Below are 19,889 nucleotides of genomic sequence, written 5' to 3' on the forward strand. Positions count from 1 at the left end.
GAAAACACGCATGAAATAAGGGTTCTCTGTGTAATTTTACCTCAACGAAATCGCAAAAAGGTTTCAATAAATGAGTAAAAAAGTATTAAAACATAAAAACCCCAAAATCATGAAAAAATCAATCGTTACAATCGGACTTTTTTCTTTAATGTTAGTTCTAACTTCTTTCACCGCTTCAACAAATAATATTGGAGGCTCAAGAGATTATAAATCAGATTACATCGGAGGTTCAAGAGATTATAAATCAGATTATTCTATTGGAGGCTCAAGAGATTATAAATCAGATTATTCTATTGGAGGCTCAAGAGATTATAAATCAGATTATTCTATTGGAGGATCAAGAGACTATAAATCAGATTATTCTATCGGAGGATCAAGAGATTATAAAACAGATTAATTTCTTTTATAAAAAATAAAAAAGGCTGTCAATTTTGGCAGCCTTTTTTTATGCTAGAATCTTAAAATTAGTATTTTTGATTAAATTTAAATTTACTATTGAAAACAATTAGGGTAAAAAGTTTTTTTTTGATATTGTTTGTTTTTTTTGGTTGTACACCTAAAAAATCAGATAATAAAACAATTGGTGTTGTAAACGATAGTCTTCCGTTTTATTTTTCTTTGGCGAACGATTTTAATCAACCAAGAGCCAAAAGGCAAGAATATGTTGAAAAAGCTGAAAGAATAATATTAGAGCAAGAAAATGATTCTCTAAATCGAGTTAATCTTTTTAAAGTAGCGAATCGATATTTTAATTTAAATAACTGGAAGGCATATAAACAAGCTGTTGATTTGGTCCTAGAGAACTCTGAAAAATCAGCAGATACTGTTAGTGTTGCTAAGGCTTATGGGTATTTAGGTGATTATTATCGTGTCAGACTAGTTTCAGATTCTTCATTCTTATTTTATTATAAGGCTGAAAAAATGTATGATAATCTCGATAATAAGTATCAATTGGCAAGGACTCTTATTAGTAAAGCTGATTTATTATATAAAGTTGGAGATTTTATTGGTGGTGAAAAAGAAGTTTTTAAGGTTTTGAGGCTTATAAATGGAGAGGCTATTCAAGAAAATAAGGAAATATTTTATGATTCATATAATATTTTAGGCTTAGTATATAATGGTATGGGGGATTATGTGAATGCTATTAATTATCATGAAAAAGCTTTAAAAGTACTTGAAGATAATGATGTAGGTGCTACAAGTCAAACTATGGCTATTTCTTATTTGAATTTAGGTTTGGTTTATATGAATCTAAAGAATTATGAAAAGGCTAAAACATATTTTCAAAAAGGAATCAAACAGCAGTTGATTGATATTCAGGATCCTAGTATATATGCTATGTTGTTGGATAATTATGGATATTGCAAATTTAAGCTTGAAGAAAATGAAGGCTTGCCTGATTTGTTTTATCAGTCGATGAAAATTGGAAACGGTTTAAAAAAATCCTCAGGTATTTTTGTGAATTTAATTCATTTGTCTGAATATTATGAATCAAAAAATGATAGGGTTAAGGCTTTAGATTTTGCCAATCAGGCATTAGCATTTGTTCGCAAAACGAATGAGAGACATGATATTTTAGTGGCCTTAAAGCATATTGCGACTATTGAGCCCCAAAAAGCATCTGTGTATACTAAAGAATATATTCATATTAATGAAGAATTACAAAAAGAGGAACGTAAAATGGGAGAGAAGTTCTCCCGAATTCAATATGAAACCGATCAGATAAAAGGTGAGAATTCTGATTTAGAAGCTAAAAATAGAAAATTAGTATATTTTTTCACAGCTATAGCAATTTTAGGGATGTTTATCTATATCATCAAATCGCAGAAGGCTAAGAATCGAGAACTTTTGTACAAACAACAACAACAAAAGGCAAATGAAGATATCTATAATTTGATGATTTCTCAGCAAAATACAATTGAAGCTAACAGAGTTCAGGAAAAAAAACGTGTGGCTCAGGAATTGCATGATGGGGTATTGGGTAGAATGTTTGGTGTACGAATGAATCTTGAAGGCTTGAATCAATTTAATGATGATTTAGCAATTACTCAGCGACTTGATTATTTGGTTGAATTGAAAAAAATTGAACAGGATATTCGTGAAATTTCACATGATTTGAATAGAGAAAAATCGGAATTAATTAATAACTTCGTTGCAATTGTAGATAATCTTTTTGAAGAACAAAGAAAAACTTTCTCTGTGAAATTATTTTCGAGTATTGATTCAAATATTAAGTGGGATCTTGCAGTCAATTCGGTTAAAATTAATTTGTACCGAATTATTCAGGAATCATTACAAAACATTAATAAGTATGCTAATGCTACTTCAATTAAGGTTGATTTGAAAAAACAAGAGAATAATATTCTTTTGACAATAACTGATGACGGGGCTGGTTTTAATGTGAATCTTAAAAAGAAAGGAATTGGCTTGCAGAATATGATTTCACGAGCTAAAGAATGTCAAGGGGAATTTCATGTGAAATCAAAAGTTGGAGAAGGAACTACAATTACGGTTAGCATACCATTAGAAAATCAAATAGCTTCATAAATCAAATGACAATTGAATCAGTTGCAACTAGACTAAAAAAGAACATCTTAATTGTAGATGATCATCCATTTATTATTCAAGGATATAAAAATGCTATAACAAGGTATAATCCCAATGAATATGAGTTTCTAATCTTAGATGCAAAAGATTGCCGTTCGGCTTTTGACTTAATTACTAATCCTGATACCCCGGTATTTGATGTTGCTTTTTTGGATATAAGTATGCCGTCCTATGAAGAAAAAGAACTTTATTCAGGAGAAGATGTGGCCAAATTGGTTTTGAAATACATGCCTAATTGTAAGATTATTATGTTGACTATGTTTACAGAGTTTTTAAAATTAAAGACTTTGATAAATAATGTAAGTCCAAGAGGGATAGTAATAAAAAATGATTTGACTTTTGATGAGTTGTTAAGTGCTTTTGATAAGGTAATTAATGGGGAACTGTATTATAGTAAGTCAATTTTAGAAATGCTTGGTTCACACGATAATTCAATTGAGATTGATTTATTTGATAAACAAATTTTATTTCATTTGTCTAAAGGAACTAAGCTGCAGGATATTCCTCAATTTGTGCCGATTTCTTTAAATGCAATTGAATCCAGAAAGACAAATCTTAAGGAATTACTTGAAGTAGAAAGTGGTGAAGACAGCGATTTGGTAAGAGCAGCAAAAAATAAAGGATTGATTTTTTAAAAACTTCAAACTGTGTAAAAAACGCAAATTCAAGATTACATTTATTGAATTTGCGTTTTTTTTTGTTGTGAATTTATTCGCTAAGTGCGTTCCATCCTCTTGCTTTTAGTGGGATTTTAGTATTAGCACGGGTTACTAAATGGATTCCCTCAGTTTCCTCAGTCATATGACCAATAATGGTGAAATTTGGATTTCCTTTTATTTTTTCAAAATTATCAATTGGAATGGTAAAAAGTAATTCGTAATCTTCTCCACCGTTGATGGCTACAGTAGTGCTATCGATATCAAATTCTTCACACACATTGATAAACTGTGGGTCTAATGGTAGTTTGTCTTCATATAGATTACAACCCACCTTTGACTGTTTGCACAAATGAATGATTTCAGATGATAATCCGTCTGAAATGTCAATCATCGAAGTTGGTTTTATTTCTAAAGCATGTAATAAAGTGCGAACGTCTTTACGTGCCTCAGGTTTTAATTGACGTTCTATTAAATAGGTGTAAGCATCCAAATCAGGTTGTGAGTTAGGATTTACCTGGAAAACTTGTTTTTCTCTTTCTAAAACCTGTAATCCCATATAGGCTGCACCAATATCACCGGTAACAACAAGTAAATCGGTTGCTTTTGCGCCATTTCTGTATACAATTTCATTTTCATCGGCTTCACCAATAACGGTAATGCTGATAATCATTCCTTTTTGAGAAGAAGTGGTATCACCACCTATTAGGTCTACTTTATATTCATTAGCGGCAAGAGCAATTCCTTCATACAATTCTTCTAAAGCTTCCAGCGGAAAACGATTAGAAACAGCAATAGAAACCGTGATTTGGGTAGCCTTAGCATTCATGGCGCAAATGTCTGAAACATTTACCACAACAGCTTTATAGCCTAAATGTTTCAACGGCATGTAAGCCAAATCAAAATGAACCCCTTCAATTAACAAATCGGTTGAGACAATCGTTTTTTTGTCTTTAAAATTCAAAACGGCAGCATCATCGCCAATGCCTTTGAGTGTTGAAGTCTGATTGATTTGGAAATTTTTGGTTAAATGTTCAATTAAGCCAAATTCGCCTAATTGAGCTATGCTGGTGCGTTGCGGGTTTTTATCTTCAATCATAGTTTGTAAGTTTCAAAGCCGCAAAGATACAAAGTTTTTAAGCCACAGATTATATGGATTTTTATAAAGAAAAAAACCTGACAATTTTCATCGTCAGGTTTTCTCTTTATTCTTTGTTCTTGCTTTTTTTCTCTGAAAAATAATTAGTCATTCAACTTCAAAACAGCCATAAACGCTTCTTGTGGAATCTCAACGTTTCCAACTTGTCTCATACGTTTTTTACCTTTTTTCTGTTTTTCCAATAACTTACGTTTACGCGAAATATCTCCACCGTAACATTTGGCGGTAACGTCTTTACGTAAGGCTTTAATGGTTTCACGAGCGATAATTTTAGCTCCGATAGCCGCCTGAATTGGAATGTCAAATTGCTGTCTTGGGATTAGCTCACGCAGTTTCTCTGTCATTTTTTTACCAATGTTATAAGCGTTGCTTTCGTGAATCAGAGCAGAAAGCGCATCCACCTGATTAGCATTCAATAATACATCCAATTTAACTAATTTAGAAGCGCGCATTCCAATAGGAGAGTAGTCAAACGAAGCATAACCTTTGGAAACCGTTTTCAATCGGTCATAAAAATCAAATACAATTTCCGCCAATGGCATGTCAAAATTCAATTCCACACGTTCCGTAGTCAAATACGTTTGATTCGTGATAATACCACGTTTTTCAATACAAAGACTCATTACGTTACCCACAAAATCAGCTTTGGTAATGATAGTCGCTTTGATGAAAGGCTCTTCTACACGGTCCAGTTTTGATGGTTCCGGCAAATCGGAAGGGTTGTTTACTACAATTGCGGTATCTGGTTCTTTTTTGGTATAAGCCAAATACGAAACGTTAGGAACTGTAGTAATTACAGTCATATCGAATTCGCGTTCCAAACGTTCCTGGATAATTTCCATGTGCAACATTCCTAAGAATCCGCAACGGAAACCAAAACCTAAAGCCGCCGAACTTTCAGGGGAAAAAACAAGAGAAGCATCGTTCAGCTGCAGTTTTTCCATCGAAGCTCTCAGCTCCTCATAATCTTCCGTATCTACAGGATAAATTCCGGCAAAAACCATTGGTTTTACATCCTCAAAACCGGTAATCATATTGGTTGTAGGTGTTTTTGCATCGGTTATAGTGTCACCTACTTTTACCTCTTTGGCTTCTTTAATTCCGGAAATTAAATAACCTACGTCTCCGGTCGAAATCACATTTTTAGGAACCTGATTTAATTTCAATGTTCCTACTTCGTCGGCAAAATATTCATTGCCGGTAGCCATGAATTTTATTTTTTGTCCTTTTTTGATTTCTCCATTTACAACTCTAAAGATAACCTCAATTCCTCTGAAAGGATTGTAATGTGAATCGAAAATCAAGGCTTGTAAAGGTTCTTCTTTGTCTCCTTTTGGAGCAGGAATTTTTTCGATAATGGCAGCTAAAATATTCTCTACACCAAAACCGGTTTTACCTGAAGCATGAATAATATCTTCCAGTTTACAGCCAAGTAAATCAATAATATCATCGCTCACTTCTTCAGGGTTAGCACTAGGCAAATCGACTTTATTCAAAACAGGAATAATTTCCAAGTCGTTTTCTAAAGCCAAATATAAATTCGAAATAGTTTGCGCCTGAATGCTTTGTGCGGCGTCCACAATCAAAAGCGCACCTTCGCATGCAGCAATCGAACGAGAAACTTCATACGAAAAATCTACGTGTCCCGGAGTGTCAATCAGGTTAAGGATGTAATCTTCTCCCTTGTATTTGTACTCCATTTGTATGGCGTGACTTTTAATGGTAATCCCGCGTTCGCGCTCTAAGTCCATGTTGTCCAGTAACTGCGCTTTTTCTTCACGAGCCGTAACCGTTTGGGTTGCTCCCAAAAGACGGTCAGCCAATGTACTTTTCCCGTGGTCAATATGTGCAATAATGCAAAAATTTCTAATGTGCTTCATTTCTTCTTTGTATCAATTTTTTGTCTTGCCTGTTTTGGGCGTTCCCCTTCGGGTCGGGCTTTTCGCTCTATCTTTTATTCCATTTCATTCCATAAAAGGATGCCGCTTCACTCCCTAACGCAATACCGAAAAAACAAGACAATTAATCTGCAAATATACGCTAAATTCTATACGTTCAAAGCGTATAGTAAGTAAACTAATTGCTTATGTTTTAAGTCTTTCCTATTTCTTCTTTTATCATTTCGTTTAAAAAACGTAATTTTGCAGCAAATTTGAGAAGATGATTAAGATTGGCAACATAGAATTACCTGATTTTCCACTATTATTAGCACCTATGGAGGATGTGAGTGATCCGCCGTTTCGTAGGTTGTGTAAGATGCATGGGGCTGATATGATGTATTCTGAATTTATTTCTTCCGAAGGTTTGATTCGTGATGCTATCAAAAGCCGAATGAAACTGGATATTTTTGATTACGAACGTCCGGTTGGAATTCAGATTTTTGGTGGCGATGAGGAGGCGATGGCACTTTCTTCAAAAATTGTTTCTACGGTAAATCCTGATTTAATTGATATTAATTTTGGCTGTCCGGTAAAGAAAGTGGTTTGCAAAGGGGCAGGCGCAGGCGTTTTGAAAGATGTAGATTTGATGGTGCGATTAACTAAAGCAGTTATCGACAGTACTCATTTGCCAGTTACAGTAAAAACACGTTTGGGTTGGGATGATAATTCCATTAACATTGATGAGGTGGCCGAGCGTTTACAAGATATTGGTGTTGCTGCTTTGAGCATCCATGCCAGAACCCGTGCCCAAATGTATAAAGGTCATTCGGACTGGTCGCATATTGCCAGAGTAAAAAACAACCCCAGAATTACGATGCCTATTTTTGGTAACGGAGATATTGATTCACCTGAAAAAGCGTTGCATTATAAAAACGAATACGGTATTGACGGAATCATGATTGGTCGTGCTGCGATAGGGTATCCGTGGATTTTTAACGAAATCAAACATTATTTTAAAACAGGCGAGCATTTAGCAAAGCCTACTGTTGCTGATAGAGTAGAAGCTGTGAGAAATCATCTGACCTGGGCAATGGATTGGAAAGGCGAAAGACTTGGAATTGTAGAAACCCGTCCGCATTATACTAATTATTTCAAAGGAATTCACTCGTTTAAAACTTATAAACAAAAGCTAGTTACTCTGGATCATCCGGAGGAATTATTTGCCGTTTTAGACGAGATTATTCAGGCTTATGCCGATTATGAATGTGTGTAATTTGGATAGTATTAGCTTTAGATTAATTTAAGTATTTATCAATAGTGATGCTCATTCTTTCAAGAATATCAGTTTTATATCCTATTTCATAGAATTGTATAGTACCTTCTTTGTCAACTATGATGTTGGTTGGATAAGAGTTTATATCAAATTTTTCTGCGATCCATCTTCCATCAGCAATAATTTCATAGTTGAGCGGATACTGTTTTAAAAAAGAAGTAATCATGTATTCAGGATCTAAAGCAATGGCGATAAAATGAATATTTTTGTCTTTGTATTTTTCCTTTAATTCGTTGAGTTTTGGCATTTCCATTTTGCACGGGCCACAGGTGGTAAACCAAAAGTTATACACAATGATTTCTCCATTGATTTTTTTGGTATCAATCTTTTTTTGATAGATACTTATGTCTTTAAAAGTTTCCGCTTTTTCTCCAATGAATTTCATTCTGGTATCATGGATTTTTTGTTTCCTTTCTTCAAGTTTTTTGATGTACTCTTCTTCTGATTGAATGTTGAAGTTTGCTAATGAAAAATAATTAGCGGCTAATTTAGTATGAGTAACTTTTTTGGCTACAATAGTGTAGTGGCCTAAGTTTTTACTATATCCAGGGTATTCTAAAATGAATCCATCTACATCAAATTGTTTGCAATATCTTAGGCCTATTTTTTTAGTATAAAAAATTTCTTTAGGAGAGTTATTGATCATTGTTATTCCTTTTTCGCAAGGAAATTCAAGAATTTGTTTTGGACTATTGGTTGGTGAAGTTTCTACTTTTGTATTTGGATTTTTAAAGTTATATTCTAATGCGCTTTTAGAGTTTGTAGATATGGAGCAGTTATAGCCTTTTTTGTTTTCGTAATCCAAAAATCCAAAATTGTTAAAGGGTTTTAGTTTGTCTCCAAATCGACGCTCAATTACAATGTCTTTGTTGAAAGCAATAACAATTTCGCTTAGAAATTCAGAGGAATTTTTTTCCTGTGCTGATAATTCTCTGTCGTAAATTACCTCGTATGTAATTACAATATCGTCTTTAATATTGTTGGCTTCAGCAGTTTTCCATTGCGAAAAACCATTGCAGCTTATCAAAGTAACCAATAAAGTTAGAATATATTTTGCGAAGGTATTTTTTGTTTTCATCGTGGCTAATTTGTAAGAGTTATCTTTTTGATAAAAATAATATTTTTTTGATAATTAGTACGATTTTATTTATTTTTAATACATATATGTAAAAGTGTTTTTAAGAATTTGTTATGGAAAATCTACAAGTAAAAAAATATATCAAAATATTAGGATGGATAACTGCTTTTTTATGGTTTGTTTCCGCTTTTGGCAGGTTGTTTTTTAGGAAAGAATATACAAGAGAAATGGATGATGATGTTTCAAAAATAATGCTTGTTTTGTTTGGATTGTATCTTTTCTTAAATGTGGGTTATGAATTAAAATACAATAGGGAAAATTTTATTTCAATTGTAAAAGAAAGATTCAAAGAAATGTGGCTACAGCTATTTTTTATAATAAGTTTGTTCTTGTTGTGGTTTTTGTATAAAAGAAATTTATTATAAAAAGAACTGTTTATTCTAATAACTTCTCACTTACTCTACTGCTGGCAATCAACGAAGCAATAAACCCAAGAGTGGTAATCTTTTTTGTAGAGAATCATCATGACGAGTATCTCTGTATGGTTAAGTGAAACACTGTAATTGTCAACTTAATTATTCAATTAGGATAAGTTTTGGGTGCTTGTATTTTGTCTGAAATGATTTATATGGCCGTTTTTTATGTTTATTAATTTAGTAGGTTTTTTTTTATTTTATAATTTAAAATATGTATATTTACTATAACTGAAAAGTTGTATTTTTTTGGATTGGCTAATAGAGTTTCTATATAATTTATTTGGTTAATGGATCTATTAAAGGGATATATTACAAAATACGTAGCTGTTTTTTCGGCTATGATAGGTTTTGTGGGTATGTTGGGGTGGTTTTTTGATGTTCATATATTTAAAACCATTTTTCCTAGTATGATTGCTATGAAATTCAATACAGTGCTCAGTTTTTTTTTATTGGGGATTTCTTTGTTTTTTCATACAAATGACAAGTTTAGGATAATTGTTAAGGTTGTTTTGATATTTGTGTCTTTGATAGGGTTTTTAACCCTTGTTGAATATATTTATGCTGTAAATTTAAGGATTGATGAGTTTTTCTGGAAAGATGTAAATAACCCTGTGGCAACTTCTAATCCCGGAAGGATGAGTCCGGCGACAGCATTTAGTTTTTTAATGATTGGAACAGCATTGATGTTTGTCAGAAATAAAAAAATGCATTTATATGTTCAAATTGCATTGTTTTTAGCTTTCCTGATGGCATTTCATGGATTGTCTAATTTTATATTTGGATATGGTTTTTATAAATCAACGGTATTATTCTCTAAAATTGCTTTAATTACTGCTATTACACTCATTGCTCTGTCAATAGGTATTTTGTATTCTCCTTATCTTGATACGGTTAGGTATACTTTTGAGCAGAAATTAATTTTTGGTTTTAGTATTATTATGTCTTCTGTTTTTATCTTATTTTTTATTTATAATAAAAGTAAGAGTGATTTTGTCAGTTCAAGAGATTGGATTATTCATACACAGAAAGTTATTGATCAATCACATGAAATTTTATCAAAAATAGAGGATGTTGAATTAGGGAAAAGGGGATATGTAATTACAGGAGATACTTTGTTTTTAGAACCATTTGTGGAATCAAAAAAACAAATTTCAAATTATTTAATTAATCTTAAATTACTTACTAGAGACAATCATTCGCAACAGTTAAGATTTAATACTCTTGAAAGATTAATAAGTCAGGAAATGGCTTTTTTTAAAAATGTTATAGAATTACGTTCAAATAAAGGTTTTGAAGAAGCAAAAAAGCTAGTTGCAACAGCCAAAGGAAAAGTTCTTATGGATTCCATAAGAAATACAATTGCCGATATTCAAAAAGAAGAGCAGTTTTTGTTAAATGAAAGAGCTAAAACGAATCAAAATAGTATTGATAGTGCCGATAGTTTTATTTCTTTTTTCCAGATAATGATTGTAAGTTTTTTAATTGCACTTTTTTTAATTGCATTAGAAACTTTTAGAACCAGACAAAAGGCGCAAAATCTTTTGCAAAAATCTAATGAAAGGTTTTCAAAAATTTTCAATTACAGTCCAGTTGCTATGGTTATCACAAGCATTGACGAAGGAGAGTTTATGTATGCTAACGATTTATATTGCGAAACAACTGGATATAAACGCGAAGATTTAATAGGTAAAAAGGTTGTTGACTTTAACATGATCAGTGTGGAACAACGTCGGGAGGTTCATGAAAAATTGAAAGAGAAAGGATTTGAAGATAAAGATGTTGAATTAAAAATAAGAAGGTCTGATGGAAAGATTATACAAGTGATTTTTTCTTTGCAAATTTTAGAAATTGACGGAAAAATGTCCCATGTGTATGGTTTAGTAGATATTACGGAACGTAAAAAAACAGAACAGAAACTTAAAGAGGTAAATAAGGAATTAGATTCGTTTACTTATTCTGTTTCACATGATTTAAGAGCTCCACTTAGGGCAATTACAGGTTATACAAGAATTTTAAAAGAGGATTATGGAAATGTGATTGATGCTGAAGGGAAGCGTATTATGAACGTAATTTCCAATAATGCACAAAATATGGGGCAATTAATAGATGATTTGCTTGCATTTTCCAGATTGGGAAGACAAAATATAGTGAGTGTTCCTATTGATATGAATAGTTTAGTAAGATCAATAAAAGATGATTTAATAGCTTTTTCAGATTTAAAAAATATTCAAATTGATATTCGAAATTTAATAATTGCAATTGGAGATAGTAGTATGATTAAGGTAGTGATGACTAATTTGTTGTCAAATGCTATAAAATATTCTTCTAAAAAGAATGAAATTCTAATAGAAGTTGGGTCTTATTATGAAGGAAAAAATATTGTTTATTATGTAAAAGACAAAGGAGCTGGTTTTGATATGCAATATTATGATAAATTATTTGGGGTTTTCCAGCGATTGCACAGTACTTCAGAATTTGAAGGAACTGGGGTGGGATTGGCAATTGTTCAAAGAATAATTAATAAGCACGGAGGTAAAGTGTGGGCTGAATCAAAAATAGATGTAGGCTCAACTTTTTATTTTTCATTACCTAAATTATAATGTTTTAAAATAATATTGATATGGAATTAGAAGTAAATAATGTAGAAATTCTTTTGGTTGAAGATAATCCTGATGATGCAGGTTTAGTGATACGTGCATTGAAAAAACACAATTTGGCCAACCATTTAGTTCATCTTTCTGATGGAGCACAAGCCCTGGATTTTATTTTCTGTAAAGGGGAGTATGGTAAACGTCAAATCGATGACAGACCTAAGGTGATACTTTTAGATTTAAAGATGCCAAAAGTAGATGGTCTACAGGTTTTAAAGGCAATAAGAGAAGATGAAAGAACTGAATCTATTCCGGTAGTAATAATGACTTCCTCAAACGAAGAGAGAGATATTGTAGAAGGTTATAGGTTAGGGGTGAATAGTTATATCGTTAAACCGGTAGATTTTGATAATTTCTCTAAAGCAGTAGCTGAATTGGGGTTTTATTGGTTGTTACTTAATAAGGTGCCCAACTAAACAAAGTATTTGAATTTGTAATCATGGATAAACTTAAAATATTAATATTAGAAGATTCATCTTACGATGTTGAGTTAATTCAATATGAATTGAAAAAAGGTAATATTGATTTTATTAGTAGAGTAGTTGAGACAAAAATAAGTTTTATAAATGAATTAAATGAGTTCCAACCCGATGTGATTATTTCAGATCATTCTTTGCCACAATTTAGTTCTGTTGAAGCATTAGAAATTTATGGAATGTCAGGGGTTAAGGCACCTTTTATTTTAGTAACCGGAACTGTTTCAGAAGAATTTGCAGCAAGAAGTATTCTTAATGGTGCAAGTGATTATATTTTGAAATCAAATTTAACCCGTCTTCCTAATGCTGTTAAAAATTTAGTGAATTCTTCGCGATTAGAAGTTGAAAAAGAGAAAGCTCAAAAGGAAGTTGAACGGATGAATGTTTTTTTGAATCAGTTAATAGATTCCCAACCTATAATATTATACGTTGCAAAAGTTGAGACTAATTTTTCAACTGTTTTTGTAAGTGAAAATGTTAAGAGTATTACAGGTTATGATTCCAATGAATTTATTGAAAACCCATTTTTATGGTTTGAAAACATTGAACCAGACGATAAAGATAGTTTCTACAGATTATTAGAGGAATTGTCAGCTTTAGGAAAAGGGAGTGGAGATTGTGAATATAAATGGAAATGTGCTGATGGAAATATTAAATGGTTTGTTGATTATTTTACAGTAATCAAGGATGAAAATGACAAAGCTTTTATCCATGGGTCTAGAATTGATGTAACCAAATTGAAGAATGCTGATTTCAGAAAAATAGTATTTTCAAATGGAATGGATGAAATGTTATTTATGATTTCTCATAAAGTACGTCATTCTGTGTCTCAGATTCTTAGTTTGTCATATTTATTTGAAGATGAATCAATGACAGAAGATGAGATTAGAAAAATAATTGGATATATGAAAGAACCGACACAATCTTTAAATTTGTTTACAAAAGAACTGACTGATTTTGTGGATGATTTAAAAAAACGAAATAATCGCCTTCAATAATTTTAATCTAACAATTTTTCACTCACACGACTACTTGCAATCAACGAAGCAATAAAGCCAAGAGAGCTAATCGTTGCCATAACGATTATAACGTTTTCTAATGAAAAAACTACCGGATAGGCTAGCGTAGGAGTAATCATAATCCACTCAAAATGTTGTTGTAAAAGCACGATTATAATTCCTATTGCAAGGCCAATGAGACCTCCAAAAAAGCTCAATAAAGTTCCCTGAAGCAAAAATATTTTTCGCAAACTTTTAATTTCTGTTCCTAAGTTAAAAAGGGTTTTCAGGTTTCCTTTTTTGTCCAAAATCATCATAATTAAGGCGCCAATAAGATTGAAAAGTGCCACAATTATTACCAGGGTAAAAATGAGGTACACGGCTACATTTTCGGTATTGAGCATTTTGTATAATGATTCGTTGAGTTGTGCCCGGTTTCTTATGGTAACTTTCCCTTTAAAAATGCTGTTTAGTTTTTCTAAGATGGCATTTTCATCAGCGTTAGGTTTTTCTTTGAGTTCAATTCCTGAAACCTGATTGGTTTTGTATTCCAGTAATTCCTGAGCTAAACCTAAATCGGCAAAAACATATTTGGAATCTAAATCTTCATTAATGGCATAAATACCTACTGGGAAAATTTCAGCTTTATTGAAAGCTTCTTCAGCACTTTCAATATTTCCTTTTCCGGCTTTGGGAACCAATACCTCCAGGTGTTTGTTGAAATCCATTAATCCCAACGAAAGTTTTTGAACCAGACCAAAACCAACCACTACCTGATAGGTGTTTTTTTCAACCCACTGACCGTTATAAATAATCTTTTTGGTGTTGTTTACTTTGCTGTAGTTTGGATCAACGCCTTTAAGGTAGGTTACCTCTTGTTTGTTGTCAAAAGTAAATAAGACACGCTCTTCAATGATTTTAGAAAAAGCTGCAACGCCTTCAGTTTTTCTGATTTCGTTTTCTTGTTCCGGAGTGATAAAAAAAGATTTACCAATGGTACTTGTAATTTTTAAATCAGGGTCAATATCGTTGCTAAACGAAAGACTGAATACTTTTAATCCGCTAAAAACTGATAAAACCACAAACAAAGCCATTGCACCCACAATGATTCCCATGCTTGCAATGCGGTTAATAATGTTGATGGCATTGTTTTTACTATTGCTACGAATGTAGCGTTTGGCTATGTATAGCGGAAAATTCAAGTTCTTAAAATTGTTTTCTTCGGTCTAATAAATCTCTGTTTTCAATTGGATTTTCTTTGTTTTTCAAAGCATTGTCAATTTTTTCAATATAATCCAATGAGTCATCGATAAAGAAAACTAAATTAGGAACCCTGCGTAGTTGTTTGCGAACTCTTTGAGCCAAATCATGTTTGATTAAAGGGGTATTCGATTTAATTCCTTCTAATGTTTCCTTTGCTTTTTCCTGAGGAAAAATACTTAAATATACGGTAGCCACAGATAAATCGGTAGTTACCGATACTTTTGATACCGAAATAACCAAATTACTAACGCCATTTTTTCTCACTTCACCTTGTAGGATGTCTACCAAATCCTGTTGGAGTACTCCGCCTATTTTTTTCTGTCTGTTTGTTTCCATAGTGCAAAAATACTACTTTTAAGCATTAAACGAACAATTTTTATAGTTTCGATTTTGGAGCTATCCCGATGGCTATCGGAACTATCGGGGCTAGGGTTTCGGATTATCAACAACAAAAAGTTATGCAAAGACACTCTTTTTCTATTTATGACGCATCAGCCGGTTCAGGAAAGACTTATACTTTGGTCAAAGAATATTTGAAAATAATTCTGACTTCCCCAAAAAATGATGCTTATCGCAATATTTTGGCTATCACTTTTACCAATAAAGCTGTACATGAAATGAAAAGCCGAATTGTAGGGAGTTTGTCCGAATTTGCTAAGGATGAACCTTCTCAAAAAGCCTTGGATTTAATGCAGGATTTGGTTAAAGATACTGCCGATTGGGAAGTGAAATTATCCGTTCGGACTATCAAAGCTAAATCGCAGCAAATCATCAAACACATTATTCATAATTATGCTGCTTTTGATATTTCTACCATCGATAAGTTTACACATAAAGTGATTCGTGCTTTTGCACACGATTTGAATTTACCCATGACTTTTGAGGTGACTTTGGATACCGAAAATCTTTTGATAGAAGCGGTGGATGCTATTATTGCTCAGGCTGGAGAAAATGAAATCCTGACTAGGTTACTCATCGATTTTACCATGGAAAAAACCGATGATGATAAATCCTGGGATATTTCCAGAGAAATTCTGGAAACTGGAAAATTAGTTCAAAATGAAAATAACCGAAATGAAATCATACAATTTCAGGATAAATCCATAGCGGAATTTGTTGAAATTAAAAAGAAATTAAATGGAGTTTGTAAGGAGATTGAAAAAGAGAATGCTCAAATCGCGAGTAATGCTCTCGATTTGATTGAAAAAAACGGAATTGATTTGAAATCTTTTTCTCGTGGGACTTTTCCAAATCATCTTGTGAGTATTCGGGATGGCAAATTCAATCCTAAAAATAAAACCTTTCACGAATTTGATGATGTTGTAATTAATAAAACAGCTAAAGATCGTGCGTTAATTGAAAATATCATACCTGAATTATTGCAAATTCTTGTGCGGGTTTATAAGAATTTTGAGAAGAGAGATTTTTACGAAGCCTTTCTAAAAAATATTACACCGCTTTCGTTGTTGAATACGGTAAATAACGAGTTAGCTAAAATACAGGAAGAACAAAATGTGCTTTCTATTTCAGAGTTTAACGCTATCATTCATCGTGAAATTCAAAATCAGCCGGCTCCTTTTATTTATGAACGTTTGGGCGAGCGCTACCGTCATTTTTTTATTGATGAGTTTCAGGATACTTCTGAGATGCAATGGCAAAATTTAATTCCGCTGATTGATAATGCACTTTCAGGTCAGGATGATTATGGTAATAAAGGAACGTTGATGATTGTAGGTGATCCTAAACAATCTATTTATCGTTGGCGCGGCGGTAAGGCGGAACAGTTCATTGAGTTGAGTAAGGATAAAAATCCGTTTAATAATCCGGATAAAAAGATTGAGCATTTGGATCGAAATTATCGGTCGTATTCTCAGATAATAGAATTTAATAATGATTTTTTTAAATCGATTTCGGCTGAATTTGAACACGCTGATTATAAGGATTTGTATGAGAATCATAGTTTTCAGCATACTAATTCTAAAAAGGGTGGTTATGTTAATATTTCTTTTATACCAAAAATAGAAAGTTCAGAAAGCGAAGAAGAGGTTCTGGATAAAACGGATTTGTACGTTTTGGCTACACTAAATACTATTCAAAAAGTTTTACAGCAAGGTTTTGAATATAAGGATATCGTAATTTTAACCCGTAAACGTGATCAGGGAATTGCTATTGCAAATTATTTGACTGAACAAGGTGTTCCTTTGTTGTCTTCGGAAACTTTAATGATTCAAAACGCAACCGAAGTGCGTTTGATTATTCATCTTTTGAAATATTTGAAAAATAATGCCGATTTAGAATCGAAAGCCTATTTTTTACATTATGTCGCCGAAAATATTCAGAATCAAATGCCTGTTCATGATTTTATTGCTCAGGGAATGACGCAAAAATCAGAAGCTGATTTTGAAAAATGGCTGATGGGTTTTGAAATTTCGCTTTCGTTTCAAAACATTCGCAAAAAGTCTTTGTATGAAGCAGTGGAAATTATTGTTTTAAATTTTTTTTTAGATGATACTAAGTCTGGAAATGCTTATGTGCAATATTTTTTGGATATCGTTTTGGAGCGAGATGTTCGCAATCAGGCAGGAATAGCTGATTTTATTGAATTTTGGGATAAAAGTGGTCATAAATACAGTATTCCGTCTCCGGAAGGAAACAATGCGATACGAATCATGACCATTCATAAATCTAAAGGTTTGGAATTTCCTGTTGTAATTATGCCATTTGCAGAGGAAGATTATGTGAAAAAACCAAAAGATAAATTGTGGCTTGATGTTGAAGATTTGGATTTGCCAAAGGTATTAATAGATAACAGTAAAGCGGTAGAAGGTTTTGGTGATGATGCAAAAGTGATTTATGGGCAGAAAAAGCAGGAGGAATTATTGGATAATATTAATGTGCTGTATGTGGCTTTGACACGTGCCGAAGAGCAGTTGTATGTGATTTCTAATATGAATTTGACTTCTAAAGGGGAAGTTAAGAAAGATGATATGTCGGCTTTTTTTATTAATTATTTGATAATGAAAGGTTTTTTTGACGAAAATGTTTTTGAATATGAATTTGGTTCTAAAGCTAAAGTTTCTTTGAAAACAAAGCATATTGATGTTTCTAAGCCAATTAGCGTTGTCAAAGAAATTTTAAACCCTAAAAATGTTAAAATTGCCCAAGGAGAAGCTTTGATGTGGGGAACGCATCAGCAGGAATCGATTGAATATGGAAATGTAATACATGAGATTCTGTCTTTTGTTAAAACAAAGAATGATGTGGATTTAGCTGTTGATAAGGCTGTTGAAAGTGGATTGATTAATGCAGAGCAAAGAAATATAGTAAATGATACTATTGGCAAGATTGTTAATCATCCTGTTTTGGAAATGTTTTTTGCTGAAGGGAATCAGGTTTTGAACGAGCAAACTATTATTCGAAAAGTAGGAGCTGTTGTGAAGCCTGACAGAATGGTTGTTTCGAAAGAGGGAGTAGTGTTTTTATTGGATTACAAAACAGGTGTTCATAATGCAAAATACAAAAAACAACTGGAGGAATACGAAGTAGCAATTGAATTAATGGGTTTTAAGGTTCAAAAGAAAACATTAGTGTATATAAGAGAAGAAATTGAGGTTGTGCAAGTGTAAAAAAAAGACATTTTAGGCTAAAAAGGATAAAGGTTTGTTTTTTTGTTTTTATCTATTTGGTTTTCAGGCTGTTTGTTTGTTTTTTTTTAACTTTTAGAAAAATAAATAAAAGAAAATTGTCTTTTGTTTGTTTGTTTTTAGGTCGTTTGTGTCTGATTAGCAATGTTAAAATGAGTAATTTATAACGTTTTTTTTTTAACATTCTATTTTGTAGTTAAAAAATTACGCGTTACTTTTGTGTATAATTAACTAAATTGTAATTAAAAAAATTAAGTATGAAACATCTTAACAAACTTTTTGTTGCTGTGTTGATGGCTATGGGTGTAAGCTCTCAGGCTCAAGATAGTAATAACCCATGGGCAATTGCTTTTGGAGTAAATGCTGTAGATTTTAGAACTAGCGCAGGTGGACCTGGGGGATGGTTAAATGACCATTTTTCCCAACCATTTAATGTGAAAGAGAATTGGAATATCCTTCCTTCAGTATCTTATTTAAGCGTATCTCGTTATGTAGGAAGTAATTTTTCTGTTGGACTTCAAGGTTCTGTTAACAAAATTGATAAATTGGTAATGTGGGATGGTAATCCATCACAAGATCAATATGTTATTAATCCAGGAGATTTAATGTACTACGGGATTGATGGAAAAGTGAAATATAGTTTCGCTAAATTAATTAAATCTAAAGTTATTGATCCAAGTTTACATTTAGGTGGAGGTTACACTTTCTTTGGAGATAGTAGTTTTGGAACTGTAAATGCAGGTGCTGGATTAACTTTATGGTTTACAGAAAACGTAGGTTTAGAGCTTGGAACTACTTATAAAAAAGCATTTGGGACTTCTGATATTTTAGTTCGTTCTCATGCACAACACACAGCTGGTATCGTTTTCAAATTTGGTGGAAAAGATACTGATGGTGACGGAATTTACGATAAAGAAGATGCTTGTCCTGAAGTTGCTGGTTTAAAGCAATTCAATGGTTGTCCTGATACTGACGGTGACGGAATCATTGATTCAGAAGATGCTTGTCCTGAAGTTGCTGGTGTTGCTGCTTTAAAAGGTTGTCCAGATGCTGATGGTGACGGTATCACTGATGCAGAAGATGCTTGTCCTAATGTTGCAGGTTTAGCTTCATTAAAAGGTTGTCCAGATGCTGATAAAGATGGTGTAGCTGATAAAGACGATAAATGTCCTAATGTTGCTGGTCCTAAAGAAAATGCAGGATGTCCTTGGCCGGATACTGATAAAGATGGTGTAGCTGATAAAGATGATGCTTGTCCAGAAGTTGCTGGTCCAGCTAGTAACAAAGGTTGTCCAGAAGTAACTCAAGAGGCTATGGATCAATTAAAATCACAAGCTAGATTTATCTATTTCAATTCTGGAAAATCTACTTTTAAATCAGCTGACGTTCCTAAAAGATTAGATGCTATGGCTGAATTGCTTAAAAACTACCCTAACTCTGAGTTCTTAATCGAAGGACACACTGATAGCGATGGTTCTGATGCATTCAACCAAAAACTTTCTGAAGACAGAGCTGCTGCAGTTAAAAATGCATTATTAGACAGAGGTCTTTCTTCTAGCAAAATTAAATCAGTAGGATATGGTGAGTCTATGCCAGTTGCTACTAATAAAACTGCTGCTGGTAAAGCATTAAACAGAAGAACAGAAGTGAAATTAGTAAAATAATTTC

At 32.7% G+C, this 19,889-nt stretch carries 15 protein-coding genes; 10 read left to right on the forward strand and 5 right to left on the reverse strand.

Features of this window, described 5'->3' with window-relative positions; genetic code table 11:
• The first annotated feature begins 109 nt into the window (after positions 1-109).
• From BLR17_RS03905 to BLR17_RS03915, 3 genes are all read left to right on the forward strand, one after another.
• The gene (locus BLR17_RS03905) at positions 110-397 is read left to right on the forward strand and encodes a hypothetical protein (RefSeq protein ID WP_139068325.1); all 288 of its coding nucleotides are present in this window, start codon (positions 110-112) and stop codon (positions 395-397) included.
• 134 nt (positions 398-531) lie between these two features.
• Positions 532-2,547: a tetratricopeptide repeat-containing sensor histidine kinase gene (locus BLR17_RS03910; protein WP_245683113.1), complete on the forward strand. Its 2,016-nt coding sequence runs from the start codon at positions 532-534 to the stop codon at positions 2,545-2,547.
• 5 nt (positions 2,548-2,552) lie between these two features.
• Positions 2,553-3,242: a response regulator gene (locus tag BLR17_RS03915; protein WP_066325469.1), complete on the forward strand. Its 690-nt coding sequence runs from the start codon at positions 2,553-2,555 to the stop codon at positions 3,240-3,242.
• A 73-nt stretch (positions 3,243-3,315) separates the two neighbouring features.
• Here BLR17_RS03915 and thiL read toward each other — a convergent pair whose 3' ends face one another.
• Positions 3,316-4,362 carry a thiamine-phosphate kinase gene (gene thiL, locus BLR17_RS03920; protein ID WP_066325467.1) on the reverse strand — a complete coding sequence of 349 codons (1,047 nt, stop codon included), beginning with the start codon at positions 4,360-4,362 and terminating at the stop codon, positions 3,316-3,318.
• A 143-nt stretch (positions 4,363-4,505) separates the two neighbouring features.
• Positions 4,506-6,302, reverse strand: coding sequence for a translation elongation factor 4 (gene lepA / locus BLR17_RS03925; protein ID WP_066325466.1), 1,797 nt, complete (start codon positions 6,300-6,302; stop codon positions 4,506-4,508).
• Between the two features lie 280 nt (positions 6,303-6,582).
• On the opposite strand from lepA, the gene dusB reads away from it, so the two are divergent.
• Positions 6,583-7,575, forward strand: a complete 993-nt coding sequence (gene dusB, locus BLR17_RS03930) for a tRNA dihydrouridine synthase DusB (RefSeq protein WP_066325464.1) — start codon at positions 6,583-6,585, stop codon at positions 7,573-7,575.
• Between the two features lie 22 nt (positions 7,576-7,597).
• Here dusB and BLR17_RS03935 read toward each other — a convergent pair whose 3' ends face one another.
• Positions 7,598-8,713, reverse strand: a complete 1,116-nt coding sequence (locus BLR17_RS03935; RefSeq protein WP_066325462.1) for a TlpA family protein disulfide reductase — start codon at positions 8,711-8,713, stop codon at positions 7,598-7,600.
• Between the two features lie 113 nt (positions 8,714-8,826).
• Here BLR17_RS03935 and BLR17_RS03940 point away from each other — a divergent pair, with 113 nt between their 5' ends.
• From BLR17_RS03940 to BLR17_RS03955, 4 genes are all read left to right on the forward strand, one after another.
• Positions 8,827-9,138, forward strand: a complete 312-nt coding sequence (locus BLR17_RS03940; protein WP_066325460.1) for a hypothetical protein — start codon at positions 8,827-8,829, stop codon at positions 9,136-9,138.
• 338 nt (positions 9,139-9,476) lie between these two features.
• Positions 9,477-11,789: a sensor histidine kinase gene (locus BLR17_RS03945; protein ID WP_066325456.1), complete on the forward strand. Its 2,313-nt coding sequence runs from the start codon at positions 9,477-9,479 to the stop codon at positions 11,787-11,789.
• A 20-nt stretch (positions 11,790-11,809) separates the two neighbouring features.
• Positions 11,810-12,256 (forward strand): response regulator, encoded by a 447-nt coding sequence (locus BLR17_RS03950; protein WP_066325452.1) that lies wholly within the window; start codon positions 11,810-11,812, stop codon positions 12,254-12,256.
• Between the two features lie 23 nt (positions 12,257-12,279).
• A complete protein-coding gene (locus BLR17_RS03955) occupies positions 12,280-13,314 on the forward strand; it encodes a PAS domain-containing protein (protein ID WP_066325449.1) in 1,035 nt (344 codons plus the stop codon).
• Between the two features lie 2 nt (positions 13,315-13,316).
• Here the strand turns inward: BLR17_RS03955 and BLR17_RS03960 are convergent, their stop codons facing one another.
• On the reverse strand, positions 13,317-14,516 hold the full coding sequence (locus tag BLR17_RS03960) for an ABC transporter permease (protein ID WP_066325444.1): 1,200 nt from the start codon (positions 14,514-14,516) through the stop codon (positions 13,317-13,319).
• Positions 14,517-14,520: 4 nt separating this feature from the next.
• Positions 14,521-14,913 (reverse strand): 30S ribosome-binding factor RbfA, encoded by a 393-nt coding sequence (gene rbfA, locus BLR17_RS03965; protein ID WP_066325435.1) that lies wholly within the window; start codon positions 14,911-14,913, stop codon positions 14,521-14,523.
• Positions 14,914-14,981: 68 nt separating this feature from the next.
• On the opposite strand from rbfA, the gene BLR17_RS03970 reads away from it, so the two are divergent.
• Positions 14,982-18,203 carry a UvrD-helicase domain-containing protein gene (locus BLR17_RS03970; protein ID WP_368482850.1) on the forward strand — a complete coding sequence of 1,074 codons (3,222 nt, stop codon included), beginning with the start codon at positions 14,982-14,984 and terminating at the stop codon, positions 18,201-18,203.
• Positions 18,204-18,478: 275 nt separating this feature from the next.
• Entirely contained in the window at positions 18,479-19,885 is a 1,407-nt protein-coding gene (locus tag BLR17_RS03975) for an OmpA family protein (RefSeq protein ID WP_066325432.1), read from the forward strand.
• Positions 19,886-19,889 lie beyond the last annotated feature (4 nt).

The sequence above is a fragment of the Flavobacterium glycines genome (assembly GCF_900100165.1).
Taxonomy (GTDB): domain Bacteria; phylum Bacteroidota; class Bacteroidia; order Flavobacteriales; family Flavobacteriaceae; genus Flavobacterium; species Flavobacterium glycines.